Annotated in this window: 12 protein-coding genes; 4 read left to right on the top strand and 8 right to left on the bottom strand. The window is 39.0% G+C overall.

What is annotated here, in order from left to right; all coding sequences use genetic code 11:
* Positions 1-19: 19 nt before the first annotated feature.
* From ACSU6B_RS04890 to ACSU6B_RS04880, 3 genes are all read right to left on the bottom strand, one after another.
* Positions 20-1675: an FAD-binding dehydrogenase gene (locus ACSU6B_RS04890; RefSeq protein WP_410883216.1), complete on the bottom strand. Its 1656-nt coding sequence runs from the start codon at positions 1673-1675 to the stop codon at positions 20-22.
* 199 nt (positions 1676-1874) lie between these two features.
* Positions 1875-2321 carry a hypothetical protein gene (locus tag ACSU6B_RS04885; RefSeq protein ID WP_215003287.1) on the bottom strand — a complete coding sequence of 149 codons (447 nt, stop codon included), beginning with the start codon at positions 2319-2321 and terminating at the stop codon, positions 1875-1877.
* A gap of 230 nt (positions 2322-2551) precedes the next feature.
* Positions 2552-3856, bottom strand: a complete 1305-nt coding sequence (locus tag ACSU6B_RS04880; RefSeq protein ID WP_215003285.1) for an Nramp family divalent metal transporter — start codon at positions 3854-3856, stop codon at positions 2552-2554.
* 407 nt (positions 3857-4263) lie between these two features.
* Between ACSU6B_RS04880 and selB the strand changes: the two genes are divergently transcribed.
* Entirely contained in the window at positions 4264-6120 is a 1857-nt protein-coding gene (selB, locus tag ACSU6B_RS04875; RefSeq protein ID WP_410883336.1) for a selenocysteine-specific translation elongation factor, read from the top strand.
* A 44-nt stretch (positions 6121-6164) separates the two neighbouring features.
* Here selB and ACSU6B_RS04870 read toward each other — a convergent pair whose 3' ends face one another.
* The 3 genes from ACSU6B_RS04870 to ACSU6B_RS04860 all read right to left on the bottom strand — a co-directional run bounded on the left by ACSU6B_RS04870 (position 6165) and on the right by ACSU6B_RS04860 (position 11447).
* A complete protein-coding gene (locus ACSU6B_RS04870; RefSeq protein WP_410883214.1) occupies positions 6165-7649 on the bottom strand; it encodes a TerD family protein in 1485 nt (494 codons plus the stop codon).
* Between the two features lie 191 nt (positions 7650-7840).
* Positions 7841-10981, bottom strand: coding sequence for an MMPL family transporter (locus ACSU6B_RS04865; RefSeq protein WP_410883212.1), 3141 nt, complete (start codon positions 10979-10981; stop codon positions 7841-7843).
* 4 nt (positions 10982-10985) lie between these two features.
* On the bottom strand, positions 10986-11447 hold the full coding sequence (locus ACSU6B_RS04860; RefSeq protein WP_410883210.1) for a MarR family winged helix-turn-helix transcriptional regulator: 462 nt from the start codon (positions 11445-11447) through the stop codon (positions 10986-10988).
* Positions 11448-11689: 242 nt separating this feature from the next.
* On the opposite strand from ACSU6B_RS04860, the gene ACSU6B_RS04855 reads away from it, so the two are divergent.
* From ACSU6B_RS04855 to ACSU6B_RS04845, 3 genes are all read left to right on the top strand, one after another.
* On the top strand, positions 11690-12655 hold the full coding sequence (locus tag ACSU6B_RS04855) for an efflux RND transporter periplasmic adaptor subunit (protein WP_410883208.1): 966 nt from the start codon (positions 11690-11692) through the stop codon (positions 12653-12655).
* Positions 12656-12782: 127 nt separating this feature from the next.
* Positions 12783-13454 carry a response regulator transcription factor gene (locus ACSU6B_RS04850; protein ID WP_410883206.1) on the top strand — a complete coding sequence of 224 codons (672 nt, stop codon included), beginning with the start codon at positions 12783-12785 and terminating at the stop codon, positions 13452-13454.
* A gap of 9 nt (positions 13455-13463) precedes the next feature.
* On the top strand, positions 13464-14726 hold the full coding sequence (locus tag ACSU6B_RS04845; protein WP_410883204.1) for a sensor histidine kinase: 1263 nt from the start codon (positions 13464-13466) through the stop codon (positions 14724-14726).
* 60 nt (positions 14727-14786) lie between these two features.
* Here ACSU6B_RS04845 and ACSU6B_RS04840 read toward each other — a convergent pair whose 3' ends face one another.
* Positions 14787-15680, bottom strand: coding sequence for a cupredoxin domain-containing protein (locus tag ACSU6B_RS04840; RefSeq protein WP_410883202.1), 894 nt, complete (start codon positions 15678-15680; stop codon positions 14787-14789).
* Positions 15681-15846: 166 nt separating this feature from the next.
* Entirely contained in the window at positions 15847-15978 is a 132-nt protein-coding gene (locus ACSU6B_RS04835) for a hypothetical protein (RefSeq protein ID WP_282599713.1), read from the bottom strand.
* Between the last annotated feature and the right edge of the window lie 94 nt (positions 15979-16072).

Below are 16072 nucleotides of genomic sequence, written 5' to 3'. Positions count from 1 at the left end.
AATAAAATTCTCATCTTAATTATGATAATTCTTTAGCAATTGCACGTCCAGCCTGTCTTCCTGTAAACAAACAGCTGCCGACGAATGTTCCTTCCAACGAGCGATAGCCGTGAATTCCACCTCCGCCAAACCCTGAAACCTCTCCAGCTGCGTATAGTCCTGGAACAGGAATTCCTGATGCATCGAGGACTCTGCCTGATAAATCAGTCTGTAGTCCACCCAGCGTTTTTCGACTGACAATATTTAAACGAACCGCGATTAATGGGCCCATCTTTGGATCGAGAATTCTATGTGGGGATGCGACTCTTATCAGTTTGTCACCAAGATAATTTCGGGCTCCCCGCATAGCGGTAATTTGCAGATCCTTTGTAAATTTATTTTCTATCTCCCGGTCTCGAGATAGAACCTGCCTTTCAATTTCGGAAAAATTTAGTAAGTTATCACCTGTAAGTTGATTCATTCCATCAACAAGTTCTGTAAGGGTATTCGCAATAACAAAATCCTCGCCCTTATCCATGAAGGCTTTTACTGGTGCAGTGGGCCCGGGAAGAATACGGGCTAATACTTTTTTTATACTTTTTCCTGTCAAATCAGGATTTTGTTCAGACCCTGATAAGGCAAACTCTTTTTCTATAATCTTCTGAGTTAAAATGAACCATGAGTAGTCGTAGCCGGACTTCATAATTGCTTCAAGGGTTCCCAAGGTATCAAATCCGGGAAAGTTTGGCGCAGGAAAACGCTTACCTTTTGCATCGAGCCAAAGTGAGGATGGACCAGGGAGGATACGGATACCATGCATCGGCCAAACGGGGTCCCAGTTCTTAATACCTTCGGTGTAGTGCCACATCCGGTCGCGATTGACGATACGTCCGCCGACTTTCTCCGTTATTCCAAGCATTCTACCGTCCACATGTTCCGGTACTCCGGAAATCATATTTTTAGGCGCATCGCCGAGCCGCTCAGGCCAATTTTTCCTAATAAGCTCATGGTTTCCACCAATACCGCCGCTTGTCACCACTACTACGGATGAATGAAACTCAAAATCTCCAATCACCTCACGGGAACTTGCTTCACCGCGTGATGCGGAACTTGGTACAAGTATGTCTCCCCCGACACCTCTTACGGCACCATTTTCCTTTATTAATTCATTCACTCGATGGCGAGGGCGATAATCGACAAGACCTTTCTCCATTGCCTGTCTGACTCTAGCCTCAAATGGCTTAACCAGGCCGGGACCGGTTCCCCATACAATATGAAAGCGGGGCACTGAATTTCCATGGCCTTCAGCAGTATATCCGCCACGCTCTGCCCAGCCGACAACAGGGAAAAAACGAACGCCCATCCCTGATAGCCATTCACGTTTTTCACCTGCGGCGAAATCAACATAGGCTTCTGCCCACTTTTTACCCCAATAATCCTCATCATCCTCTCTATCAAACCCTGCCGCTCCTAACCAGTCCTGCCAGGCAAGCTCCCGCGAATCCCGTATACCTATTCTTCTCTGTTCGGGAGAATCGATGAGAAACAAACCTCCAAATGACCACCAAGCCTGTCCACCGATAGACACTTCGGGTTCTTGGTCTAATAGCAGCACTTTTGTTCCAGCTTCAGCCAGTTCAGCCGTAGCCACTAAACCAGCTAAACCTGCACCAACCACGATCACGTCAAATTTCAAATGAATCCCCCCGGTTAATTAAAGGTACTTATCTATTGAGTTGTTTTATTTTCTGAAAAATCAATATAATTCAGTATAACATAGCTAACATAGGATTTTGGAGGTAGAATCCATTGACGAATTGAAAAATCAAAAGAAGAGGATGAGAAAATGATTCATCTGGCTCATCCTCTTCTTATCATTATTAATGACGTATCTTTCATTTTTTGGATTTTGCCTTTTCAATTTTTACTCCATAACTAATACTTTTAATGTGGGACATAGAAAGGCGCACTATTTCCCCATTATTGACCAAAAAAACAAAATCTTTATTTACCTCACAGAGTACTCCCTCTAACTTCTCAGGACCGCCACGATTAATTTGTATCCATTTTAATTTCAATGTGTCAAGAAGGTCTTGGAAATTAGCAGCTTTTTTAAACTTGAAATCTTTTGGAACTTTAATGTTGAATTCCATCTGCTCCTTCATATTATCTGTAAAACTTTTAATATGAGATGTTTTGAAGTAAACGACCCCATCTTCTTCCGTGAGAAGGACGATAAGATTGTCACTTGCATCCAGTAACATCCCAATTCTGGATTCTGGTCCACCTCGATCAATTCTGATTACTTTACCTATAAAACATTTCATGATGTCTTTATTCATAAAAAATTTTCCCCCTTAAAATAATTAATTATATTTATACTGCATCTATATGTATCATGGAATGATGTTGTCCTAATAAATTAGCCTGTTTATTTATAACTTAAGAGAAAAACTTGGTAATTAAAATAATCCCTTTTTAAACGAAAAAAACGACGTGTGCAAATGCACACGTCAATATATTTTATTGTTTAACACCTATGGGATCTAAAATCTCACAATTAATCCATAAATTAGCCCAAAAACGTCTGTACGACCAGCCAAATATTTAATCCCATAATGATAATCGCAAAAAGAGCGGAAGCAATGGTTGTGATTCGTTTATTCGTTAACACGCCCATGAACTCTTTTTTTTGCGTAAAGTAGATTAAAGCAATTATCGGAAATGGTAACACAATGCTTAGAACGACTTGGCTGATAACAAGTGTTCGCGTCGGGTCGACCCCCATGGCAACAATGATGACTGTTGGGAGCATAGTTACTAGACGGCGGACCCAAATTGGAATGGTAAAGCCTACAAATCCCTGCATGATAACTTGGCCGGCCATTGTACCGACTACAGAACTTGATAGTCCTGAGGCGAGTAAGGAAATCAAAAATACACTAGCTGCTGCAGAGCCGAGGAGCGGTGTTAGCGTATGGTAGGCTGATTGAATGTCGGCAATCTGACTGTTTCCAGTAGTATTAAAAACAGACGCGGCCATGTACATCATTGATAAATTGATAAAGCCTGCTAAAGTCATCGCAATAAATATTTCTTTCGTGCTAAATTTTTGAATTTTGATTCTTTCTTTATCATTTCGAGGAACGATTCGTCCTTGTGTTAAGCTTGAATGTAAATAAATGGCATGCGGCATAACTGTGGCACCGATTACACCAACTGCTAGCATCAGGCTCTCGCTATTGCCAAGCCAGGGCACAACACTGTGATAGGCTATTTGAGCGAGATTTGGTTTGGAAAAGATGGTTTCGACTAAATAACATAAACCAATCAGCACGGCAAATGCTGCAATAAACTTTTCAAGCGGACGAAATCCATATTTCTCTAACATTAAAATAAGGTAAGTGACGACCCCAATTATGATCGTTCCAAACAGCATTGGTATGCCCGCGAGTAAATTTAATGCAAGTGTCGCGCCTAAAAACTCGGCAAGGTCAGTCGCCATTGCTGCTAACTCAGAAACAATCCACATAATAATGGTAAGCCATTTGGGCATATTCTCTCGGCACAATTCAGGAAGACTTTTGCCTGTGGCAATGCCAAGTTTTGCAGACATGTTCTGTAAAAGCATGGCCATTAGATTAGCTAATACGATGACCCAAAGCATTTTATAACCAAAACGGGCACCGCTTTGGATGTTAGTTGCAAAATTACCAGGATCTATATATGCAATGGAAGCAATGAAGGCCGGTCCTAGAAACGGTAGTAATGCCCGTATACCTTTTACTTTCCCATTTATGGCATCTCTAGCGGCAGAAACAGTTCGGTGTTCCGCTGCTTGAGCCTTGTCTACTGCAAGTAAATTTGAGTGGCTCATAAGATATCACCTTTTCTTTCATTTTTCATAAGTACAATATTTATTCTCTAATGAATAAAAGTTGCATTAGTGCAAAACTATATGTTTATTATACAAAATTTCGGGAAAGTTGTGTAGCTTTTGCTAAAAAAAGTTTTAATTAGGTTCAATCATTATTAATAGTGTTTTATCGGTTCTTAGCATTAAATGAACGGGTGAAAAAACAAAATCAGATGAATTTCTGGTTTTTGTTATTTCCGTGAGTTTTTTTCAAGGAAACTCCTAAATTCCTTTAAATTTTTTGATTGAAAGATAAGAGTAGATGTCGCAAAATCTACTCTTGAACAATGGAGCTATAAAGGCTAGAGTAGAATGGAAGAACGATAAAGTAGGTGGTAAAATTGGAAAAAAGATATTTTACGATTGGTATGGCAGGGCATATAGATCATGGGAAAACGTCGTTAACGAAAGCGTTAACTAATGTAGATACAGATCGTTTAAAAGAAGAAAAGGAACGTCAAATTTCAATTGAACTCGGATTTGCGCCTTTATATGAAGATAATGAAATTCAAATTTCTGTAATAGATGTTCCAGGACATGAACGGTTTATCAGGCAGATGATAGCTGGTGTTGCTGGGATAGATCTAGTAGTACTTGTCGTTGCAGCAGACGAAGGTGTTATGCCGCAAACGAGGGAGCACTTGGATATCTTGAAATTTTTAGGAGTTAAAAATGGTTTGATCGCTATTTCAAAAATAGACCGGGTAGAAGAAGAATTTATCGAGCTAGTGAAAGATGATATTTTGGAGGAACTTTCTGGGACCGTCTTTGAGGCTGCGCCGGTTGTTTTAGTAGACAGTCTTGCCAAAAAAGGGATTGAAAAAATTAAAGAATTAATCATCAAAATGTTAAAAGAACAAGAAATGCGAGATGCAAAAGGGGCCTTCCGTCTGCCGATTGATCAAGTATTCACGGTTAAGGGTCAGGGGACTGTGGTTCGAGGTACTGTTTATGAAGGAACGATCGAAGAGGGACAAACACTTAAGATTATGCCAAAAGGTATTGAGGTAAGAGCGCGGCAGATTCAAGTACATCATAATCCGGCCGAGAAGGCCTATGCTGGACAACGGACGGCGATTAACCTTTCAAGTGTTTCAAAGGAAGAGGTAGAACGGGGAGATGTGCTTGTATCGTCTGAACATTTCCTTGTTACGAAGACTTTGGATGTTGCTATTCGTGTGGTTGAGGACCTAGAGCATATGGTTAAACAGCGGATGCCAATTAAGCTTCATCTTGGAACAGCTGAGGTAATGGGGCGGATTGTCTTTTTTGACCGCAATGAAATCAAGGAAGAAAATGGTGAAATCCTTTGCCAACTGAGGCTTGAGGATGAAATTCTTACAAAACGAGGTGACCGCTTTATTCTACGCAGGCCAAGCCCGCAAGAGACGATTGGCGGGGGGTGGGTGATTGACCCACGCGGAGATAAATACCGGTTCGGCAATCAAACCATCAATGATCTTGAAAAGAAAAAAGTCGGCACACCGAAGGAGCGAATTACTGCTGCTTTAATGGAAGCGAAAAGTTTGCCCCTTCATGAGTTGATCAAACGAACTTCCCTAGATGAAGCTACCTTAATTGAGCACTTATCGGAAGCAGAATTTGTTTTATATGATGGAAAAGAATATACACTCCAGCAGTTGATCGATTCGATAGAGGAAGATATCTTTGATAGATTGCAGGATTATCATCAACTTCATTCGATGAAGATTGGCATCAATAAAGCAGAGCTATTGCAAACGATGCAAAAAAGATTTCCTAAATCACTGCTAGATTATGTGGTGGAAAATGGAATGACAAATCACATTTTTAATAGAAAAGGACAGTTTGTTTCGTTGGCAAGTTTTGTACCACATGTACCAAAAAACTGGGCGAAGCGGACTGAAAATCTAATTAATGGATTGCAGAGGGACGGATTAAAGGTTCGTAACCTAAAAGAATATTTTTCTGATGCAGGTATTCCTGACAATCTTGAATCTGATTTACGACGCTTTCTTGAAGAGGAAGAACTTCTTATCCAGTTGGATGTACAGTTTGCCTATCATGGGGAAATATTTAATCAAGCCGTGGAGAAACTGCGCAGCCATACAGGTTCTGAATTTGAGGTCGGGGATGCAAAAGATGTTCTTGAACTGTCACGAAAATACATGATTCCGTTTTTAGAAAAATTAGATGCATTAGGACTTACAAAGCGAGTGGAAAATAAGCGGATTTGGAAAAAATAGCCAAAAAACCTCAATCCTTGGATAGGAAAGAGGCTTTTTTCTTTTTATGATAGAAACTCTGTAGGGTTTAGGCCGAGTTCACGACAGATATCGCTAACCATTTGTTTTTCATTGTTGTCAAAATTTCCATCTGCATAGCCAATGGCGATGCAATAACGAGCGACAAGACGAGCAATTTCTGGCTTGGTTCTGATTTTTCCAAGGGCACGAAATGCCTCGGCACGACCAAGCATCCGATCTTTTTCTATTCTAGAAACAAACATATTGAATTTTTGGAGGACCTTATTTGTATCAAACACTCGTAATTCATCACTTTGATGGACGAACTCAGTCATTTTCTGGCGTTCAGAAGCATCCAAGTATCCGTCTGCCATCGCCACTAATGCACAGGCTGCGACTACTGCCTCGAGTACATCCTGGCTTTTATATCGATTAAATAGTTCTTGTGCTTTTTTCTTTTGATTGTTTGCCCACTCCGCATAATCTGTTTGCGAAGGGGACCAGTTGTTGCCACAGCTATTACATGAGAACTTTAGTTGATTTTTTCCAATAAAACCACCTAGTAAACCAACAGGACCAAGGATTAACCCGCCTATTGCTGCTTTACCAAGACCGAACCCTTTCTTTCCTGTCCGAACATTTGAGGAATGGCAGCGTGGACAAATGATATCATCTCCACCATACGATTGGTGAGAATTTGTTGAAGCAGGATAGGACTGTGTCGGATATCCGTAGGCAGGCTGCTGCTGATAAGATGATTCTGGCTGAAGATGAATGGGCTGCTGCTGATACGAATTTGAGCTTGATTGGTTTTGATGATATGAATTACTTTGTTGATAAGAATTAGGATTTGTTTGGCTTGTTTGATATGGATTACTCTGTTGATACGAATTAGTGCTTGATGGGTAACTTGTTGGCTGAGAAGGCGGCGTTGTTTGCACACTTGCAGGTGGGTCGTCAACGGTAATACCAAAGTTACCACATAAAGCAGCTAATCCCCCTTGAAAGCCACTGGCAATTGCATTAAACTTCCATTCACCGTTATGACGGTAGAGCTCCGCTGCCACAATTGCTGTTTCAACCGTGAAATCCCGTCCAAGGTTAAATCTTAATAATTCTTCATTTGTTTGCTCATTAAATATACGCACATAAGAATCAGAAATTTGTCCGAAATTTTGCCGTTTCGCTTGCGCATCATGGATCGTAATTGTAAAAGCAATCCGATGAATTTGGGAAGGAACCTTGTTTAAATCAATCCTGATCTGCTCATCATCCCGAGCTCCTGCACCAGTTCGATTGTCACCGCTATAGATAATGGAACCATTTCCACCTGACGGATTATTATAAAATACAAAATCCTGGTCACTGTTCACTTTCCCAGTTTGGCCTAATAAAAATGCAGAAGCATCTAAATCAAAATTGGACCCTTGCTGACTAATGTTCCAACCCAAGCCGACAACGACGTTTTGCAGTCCAGGGTGAGATTTTGTTAAATCTACTTTTTGCCCCTTGCTAAGTGTAACACCCACTTTTTTCACTCCTCTTGATTATTTTCATATGTACATTATAAATGTATTTTAAAAAAAGGGAAAAATTTCATGACAGATAAGTTTCTTCATTGTTTATACCACACTTTATGTACGTGACAAGAGTGAAAAAGTTTCAAAAATATATAAAGCTATAAAAAAGCACGCTGATCCATTTGATCAGCATGCATTAATTAGTTTATATGATTTGCACTATCATTATTTTTTCTAAATGGCCACCAATTGGCCTCGCCGAATGTTTTTACCATAACAGGTACAAACAGTGGGAGCACAACAAGTGAGTATAAGGCTAAGCCGATTAATAGGATTGTAGCAATTTCAAGCAAGGACAATACCCCTGATGGCATCATTGCTGCAAACGTTCCTCCCAAGATGATCGCTGCTGAAATAATAACTGTACCCATTTTTTTCATCGAAATCAGGATTGCTTTTTCAACCGGCATGTTTCGGTATTCGTTGAACCGGTCCATTAAGAAAATACTGTAGTCAATTCCTAAAGCTACTAAAATAACAAAGGCAAAGAAGGGAACTGCCCAACTAATACCTGAATATCCTAATAGATTCACAAAGATCTTTTCCGAAATAGCCATCGAAGTATAGTAGGTTAGGACTAATGAGCCAATCAGATAAAGGGGCATAATTAGTGAACGCAGTAGGATGATTAAGATAATACTTATCCCGACAAGCATTAATACGACGGTTCTTGAATAATCCGCTTTTGAAATAGTATCAAGATCGTTATGCATACTCGATACACCGCCAACAGCCACTTTAGCATTTTCCAGTTTAGTGTCCTTAATAACACGTTTGACTGCTTGCTTAATTTCAGGAACGCGATTAATCGCTACATTAGAATATGGATTTTTATTAAAGATCACATCAATCGTCATTACTTTTCTGTCGTTTGACATGTAGGCATTCAGTGCTTGCTCGAAATCTTTGCTGTCAAGGACGTCCTGAGGAATATAAAATCCGGTCTGCTTCTGTTTGGATACCTCGGAAAGATAATTTTGAGCAGAATTAAGGCCATCCGAAACTTTATTCAATCCGTCAGAACTTTTCGTTAACCCATCAGAAAGCTGAGTGATCTGTCCACCCATGTCTTGGAAGCCAGTAAGGAGCTGCTTCTGCCCATCATTTATTCCAGAGAGTCCATCTGTTAATTGCGGAAGTCCATCAATGACTTTTCCTTGCCCTAGGGCCATTTTATCTAATCCTGTTTCAAGGTCGGAAATTCCTTTTAACAGTCCTTCCATACCGGTAATTAGGGCTTTCTGGCCACCTGTTATTTCTGCAAATTTACTATTAGCAAACTGAATTCCTGTTTGTACCCCATTTAAGCCAGTATTTAATTGCTGCAATCCTCCCGCTAATTCTTTCGTTGCCGTTTGGGAGCTCTGAACAGTCATTTTGATAGCTTGATAGTTTTGATTTTCTCCAATGTCACTATATTGTTTTTCAAGATTAGTAAAATATTGATTTGTAGCAGTTAGGGTTTTGTTCAATGTCTCCAACCTGGTCGCTACATCTTCGTATTGACCTTGAAGAGTAGCTAATCCAGACCTTGCTCTTTGGTAGCCGGCAAGCAATTGTTTACTACCAGCCAAAACCTCCGCAGATTTTGTCTTTATCTGAACCAAACCTTCTTTAATCTGTGTTGAACCAGCGGAACCAGCTTTCAGACCCTTCTCAATTTCAGTAAGTCCGCCTTGAATGTCTCCCATTCCTGTTTTTAATTTATTTGTTCCATTTATTAATTCACTGATGCCAGCTGTGGCTTCCTGCATTTTAGGCTGATTAGCCGCCATCTGGCTTCCTGCTTCCTTCAAGCCATCACTTATTTTTTTAATCCCATCATTGCCCTGACCAAGTCCATCACCAAGATTAGCCACCTGTTTGGAAAGATATAAATCATCAATCGGCTCACCGGTTGGCCTAGTCACAGAACGAACGGTATCAACATCATTTACCTTTTCTAGCTCTTGACTCATTTTTTCCGTAATCGCAATATAATCAGAAGTATTCATTTGATCATCGTTTTTAATGACAATTTGGGTTGGCATGGATTCACCAGGACCAAATGAATCAGAAATGATATTGAATCCTTTTATGGAAGGAAAATCATCGCTGATTTCTTCAAGTGAATTAAATGATAATTGATCCTTATACGTAAATAAGAAAGGTACAGAAATAATTCCAACGATTATAAAAGCAATCAACGGACGTGCCAGCGCAAATTTCCCGGCCAAGCCCCAAAATTTACTTTCACTGTGTTCAAGTTTTCCTTTAGATGGCCAAAAAAGTTTTTTGCCAAGCACAGCCATGAAAAAGGGAACAACAGTTACAAGTGCGATTAGAAGAATCGCCACACCTACCGCAACAGCTGCTGCTGACTGATAAAGCTTGAAGGTGGAAAAGCCAATCGAAGCAAAACCAATCATTACAGCGACTCCGCTAAAGAAAACTGTTTTTCCGGCTGTCCGATAGGTTTCCACAATGGATTCTGTAACACTATCATTCTTTGCCATTTCCTCTTTAAAACGACTAAGCAGCAAAATACAATAGTCCGTTCCAATTCCGAAGAGGACCGCAACTAAGAAAATCTGAGTAAAAGTGGATAGAGGGAAGTTAACCTTATCCACTAATAGGGAAACTATGGATTGGGCCGTAAGATAACTGAAACCAACTGTTACTAACGGAATAATTGGTGCAATCGCCGACCTAAATACTAGAAGGAGGACAATTAGAATGAAACCAACGGTTATTCCTTCTGTTTTCTTCAAACCTTCCTGGGAATTGGTGACCAAGTCATCACTGATTACCCAGTTTCCCGTATAATAATGGTCCAACTTTACTTGATCAATCGCTTGATATAATTCATCCGAAATTTCCTTTGCTTCCCGATCATTCACATTAACTTTAAGAGAAACAAGAATGGTTTTTCCATCCTTTGAAACAAGCTGATCTTTCAATTGTGCTTGATCAAAATGGGTTAAAATTTCGGAAATCCCAAGTTTCGCCTTGTTCTTTTCAAGTTCATGAACAGCTTTTTCTGCTGTTATAAAATCTGCTTTTGTTAACTTTTTATCACTGTGAAATACAAGGGCTGTTTGTAGATGACTTCCGCTGTTTTCACTTGACTGCACATCTAAGAGAATTTTTTCTGCGATGGTTGAGGAATATCCTTCTGGTACGGTAATCTGTCCTTTCTCCCGTACAAGTGCTTCCATATTCGGTGCTACCATGAAAAGTGCGGTAATAACAACGATCCAAGCTGCTAATATGAACCATTTTGCTTTTAATATAGCTCTCACTTGTTTATTCCTCCAGTTCTTCCTGTTTCTTGTTGATTAAGATTTGAGCCAATTTCTCGTAAGTATGGATAAAAGCTGTAATTTCGGTCTCTTCAAATTGAGTAATAATGGATTCAACAAGAAGCTGAACTTTTTCTTGGCAGTTTTCGTAAAGAGCATTTCCTTCCTTTGTTAACGTTAAGTAAACAACTCTGCGGTCATTTTCATCGCGGGTTCTTTGAATTAATCCTCTGTCTGCCATTCGATTGATGATTGCCGTGATGGCACTTTTATTTACCTCAAAAGCATCGGCCAATTCCGTGGAAGTGCATTCCTTCGACTGATGAATATATCTTAATATGTAATGTTGATCGTTGGTTAAGTCGTCACCAATTTGGCCTTTGATTAAATACTCCGCTTTTTTGTGTACTTGAAATGAAACAGACACATAGCGGTCAATTAATTCCTGGATGATGTATTTATCCATACTGTTTTCACCTCGTCAGATTTGAAATTAGTTAAACTGTTTAACTATTCACCCTTTAAACTATATTACATACAAAAATAACTGTCAATCAAAAAAAGCTTGACACTACCTGTTCAAATTTATATTTTCCTCAAAACTTACTATCTTTTAAGGAAAAGTTAAGAAATAAACATAATAATGGGTGTAGATTAGATTATTTGGCTTCCTGGGGGGAATTCAGGACGGAAAAGGAGCAAGTTTAGATGAAAAAATGGATAATTATTGTAGGTAGTGTACTCGTTGTTGTTTTCGTTGGTTATCGATGGGATTCATTAAAGTTAGGAACACAAACGGTGTCAGCGCAAATCAGAACAGCAGTTGTTCAAAAAGGTACGTTACACGTCAACATTAGTGGTTCGGGGACAGTTCAAGCGGTAACGAGTGAAGATATTAAAACAACGTTTAATAATAATGAAGTTGATGAAGTACTTGCAGCTGTGGGGGAGAATGTAACCGAAGGAGATGAGTTAATTACTTTTTCAGATGGAAGTGACCCTATAACAGCGCCCGCCACTGGGGTTATTACGACAATCGCAGTTTCCGCAGGAGAGCCAGTAACAAATGGACAAGTTGTTGCCCATGTCACAAACTATAAGCAATTACAAACCGTGGTTCAAATTGATGAGCTTGATATATCCAAAATTAAAAAGAATCAGCCAGTTGACCTAACCATTAATGCGTTTCCTGATCAAGTATTTACTGGTAAAGTATCTGCAATTTCTGAAGACGGAGTATCATCAAACGGAGTCTCTACTTTTGATGTTACCATTTCTATTAATAAACCAGATCAACTTAAAGTCGGGATGAGTGCGGAAGCAAGAATCTTAACAGAAAGTAAAGTTAATGCCCTTTATGTTCCACTTGATGCTGTATACACATCAAACAATAAGAAATATGTCATAGTCAATTCGAAGAGCACAGATAGTAACACCTCAGGAACGGAGAAAAATACAGTTCAAACAGGCATCGCAAATGAAGATTATGTGGAAATAACAAAAGGAGTATCGGAAGGAGAAACAGTAAAATTACCTCAATTAGCAAAAGCGAGTTCGTCAAATAATTCAAGTAGTAATTCCCAAAGCAGTGTTTTTGGTGGAATCGGAAACGTGGGCGGAATGAACCGGAACTTTGGAGGTCAAGGACAATTTGGCGGTAGAGGTGGAAACTAACAGGAGGTAATTTTAGCTTCCCAAACACCTCTTTTAAATGAAAGGTAAACAGCGGACATGTCCTATGTTACGATCGGTTTATTTGCTATATAATTATTTTTAGATACCAACTTAGGAGAGATCGAAAATGCGCTTATTAGTTGTGGAGGATAATCTTCCTTTATTGGAATCGATTGTTCAGCTTTTATCAGATGAGTTTGAAGTGGATCAAGCATCCAATGGTGAGGATGCCTTATTTTTAGCGATGCAAAACATCCATGATGTGATTGTACTAGATGTCATGATTCCAGAGATTGATGGGTTCGAAGTTTTACGAACGATTCGAAAGGAAGGATTAAAGATTCCTGTCCTATTCCTTACTGCAAGAGATTCCCTCGAAGATCGTGTCAAAGGCTTAGATAGCGGTGGAGATGATTATTTAGTTAAACCATTTCAAGCAGCAGAATTGAAAGCCAGAATCCGTGCCTTGTTAAGAAGAAGCGGCAGCTTAACAACCAATCAAACCATTCAATTTCGCGGCATTGAATTGTTAGGGAAGGAAAGAGATATTGTCGTCGATGGTGAGCAGTTGAAACTCACGGCAAAGCAATATGAGTTATTAGAATATCTGATTCAGAATAAAGGCGCAATCCTAACGAAAGAGCAAATCTATGACCGTGTATGGGGCTTTGATTCGGATACAACAATCGCTATAGTTGAGGTATTCATGCACCACCTCCGTAAAAAATTAGAACCGTCAGGCTATCATATCGATATTAAAACCATTCGTGGCGTAGGCTACATGTTGAACGGAGAATAGGGGCATCTCATGTTTCGGCAAACACTCATAAAGCTGACATTTTTAAATTCATTAGTCTTTATTGTACTTATCAGCGCACTCGGAAGCGTTATTTATTTTTACACAGAGAATAAATTATATAGGGATGTAAACCAATCGCTCTATGAATCGATTGAACATTTTCAAAAGCAGCCGGAGGGACCAGGTGAAATTCGTGAGGACGATGGGGGGCCTATTCCAAGATTTATCAGGAAAGATCCCCGGATATTGACCCTAATCTGGGATGAAAATAATCAGCACTTGTTGGAACAAAACCGTGATTCTGAAATTTTTCAAGATAATGAGAAGCTGATTCGCCCTAAAATATTAAATACCTTAAAGGATGTTGATGTAGAAGATTTTTCGTTTAGGTATATTGCCTTCGAAGTGGATCATCCTCAACTAGGAAAAATCACTGTCCAATTCATCCGTAATGTAAACTCTGAACAAAAATTACTCGAAAGACTCTTGTTGATAATGCTGATTGGTATGGGAGTTGGAATCATTTGTGCAGTTGCTTCTGGTTATTTTTTAGCAGGAAAGGCACTTGTACCGATTAAAAAGGCTTGGCAAAAGCAGACAGAATTTGTTTCCGATGCTTCGCATGAGTTAAGAACCCCATTAGCCGTCATACAAGCAAAAACGGATTTACTATTTCGGTCTCCCGCTGCAACAATACAGGATAAAATTCTTGATGTATCAACGATTTCAAATGAATCCAGGCGACTTTCCAAATTAGTCACCAACTTATTGACACTGGCGAGATCGGACTCTGACCAAATTGAAGTGAAAAAGGAAACGTTCCATCTAAATGAACTTTTAAAAGAAATCCATCAACAATACGAAGAAATTGTTATGTATCAAGAAAAATCACTGCGGATAGAAGCAGCTGAACCTGTTACTTTTTTTGGTGATAAAGCCAGAATTCATCAACTAATCGTCATACTATTGGACAATGCGATGAAATATACAATGGAAGGAGGAGAGATCCTGCTAGCTTGCGGACATACTCATTCGTCTATTTTCCTTAAAGTAAAAGATAACGGAATTGGTATTCCTGAAATGGATATCGCTAAAATCTTTGACCGCTTCTATCAAAGCGATAAAGCTAGAACGGCTGCCGAGGGAACAGGATTGGGCCTTTCGATTGCCAAGTGGATTATTGAGAAACATCATGGAAAAACAAAGGTGCAAAGCACCCTTGGTAAAGGGACAACAATTGAAATTACTTTTCCAAAAACCCAAAAATATTGAATTTGCTTTTTTTCTAAACACAAAGCACACGAACGAAGTTGTCGTGTGCTTTTGGCATTCTTATTCAACAATAATTGTCCCTTTAAACATTTGCATCCCGCAGCTAAAGGTATATTCTCCGGACTTATCCGGATTAAAGGTTAGTTTTGTTGTTCCAGTTTTTAGGTTGACATTGTTAATATTAAAATCAGGAATCATAAATGTGGATATACAATTACTACTATCCAATGGATTTTTAATTTCTAGTTCTACTGGTATACCCTTTTTAACTCGAATAACATTAGGTGTATACCCCTGTGTGGTTACTTCCATCTTTACAATTGGCTTGCTTTCCTTTGTCACATAAACTTCCGTTTTGGGAACCTTCTGACTAGATGCAGCTTGTTGAGTTCCTGTTTGTGTTGTTTGACTTTGACCCGGAATTTCGACCATATCACTGCTATACATAAATAAAAATAATGATACTATCACAACGCCTCCTGCGATAATCGCAAATGGTGAGAGCTCTTGTGTATCTAGGGATAATTTATTATTCGATTCCACGAAAATATACATGATCACGAATCCGATAATTAAAATATAAAAACCTAACAAGATTCCAAGTAAAATAGTAGGATTAATAAATTGAAGAAAGGCACCGAGAATAGCTCCAATGATCCCGCCCATTAACCCAGAAATTGATCCCATAAGGATGGCTAATATCCCAACGGGGTGTCCAGCTAAGAAACCTACGACGAAACCAATAATCATACTGACTCCGACTACTAGAAAAATCTCACCGGAAATGATGCCAATGATACTGCCGGTCAGTAACCCTGTGATTACCGCGATGACCATACTAATCATAATCCCAGATGTATTGGCTAGCTTATTTTTATGACGGTAAACAGAATAAATGGAATATCCGGTACCAATGGCAACTACAATTGCCGAAATAATTGCAAAAATATTCATTTTATGTCTCCTCAAATGTGTATGTTTTATTCATTAAATAATTTACAACATATGAGTATTATAAATGGAAATAACCCATTCAAATTTGTATTTTTAGTGATTAATATGAACGTTTTATGAATATTAATGAGGTTAAATTAGGATATGGAATAGTAGGAGATCGATTTTATTCTTTATTTTCTTTATCAAGGGTATTTTTAAAAATTCTTTTCATGGCCTCATTCTGCATCTTAATATATTCAAGTAGAAATTCTTTTTCTTCTTCCTCTTGTTGGAGATCATCCTTTTCTTTTTCCAAGTAAGCCACCCCATTTTTTCTAATTACTAGCATTTTAACTGATTTTTTTAGACGTTTAAAGTAAATATGAAGGAAAATTGCTGGCTTCAGCAAT

It is taken from the genome of Neobacillus sp. C211 (assembly GCF_051842875.1).
Classification (GTDB): domain Bacteria; phylum Bacillota; class Bacilli; order Bacillales; family Cytobacillaceae; genus Neobacillus.
Note: the sequence above shows the minus strand (reverse complement) of the source record. Positions and strands in the feature narration are given on the sequence as shown.

Excerpts from the sequence above, each read along its gene's own strand:
- ACSU6B_RS04860 (WP_410883210.1), bottom strand. The coding sequence starts at position 11,447 with ATGGATAAATACATCATCCAGGAATTAATTGACCGCTATGTGTCTGTT.
- ACSU6B_RS04845 (WP_410883204.1), top strand. The coding sequence starts at position 13,464 with ATGTTTCGGCAAACACTCATAAAGCTGACATTTTTAAATTCATTAGTC.
- ACSU6B_RS04855 (WP_410883208.1), top strand. The coding sequence starts at position 11,690 with ATGAAAAAATGGATAATTATTGTAGGTAGTGTACTCGTTGTTGTTTTC.
- selB (WP_410883336.1), top strand. The coding sequence starts at position 4,264 with ATGGCAGGGCATATAGATCATGGGAAAACGTCGTTAACGAAAGCGTTA.
- ACSU6B_RS04840 (WP_410883202.1), bottom strand. The coding sequence starts at position 15,680 with ATGAATATTTTTGCAATTATTTCGGCAATTGTAGTTGCCATTGGTACC.
- ACSU6B_RS04850 (WP_410883206.1), top strand. The coding sequence starts at position 12,783 with ATGCGCTTATTAGTTGTGGAGGATAATCTTCCTTTATTGGAATCGATT.
- ACSU6B_RS04880 (WP_215003285.1), bottom strand. The coding sequence starts at position 3,856 with ATGAGCCACTCAAATTTACTTGCAGTAGACAAGGCTCAAGCAGCGGAA.
- ACSU6B_RS04885 (WP_215003287.1), bottom strand. The coding sequence starts at position 2,321 with ATGAATAAAGACATCATGAAATGTTTTATAGGTAAAGTAATCAGAATT.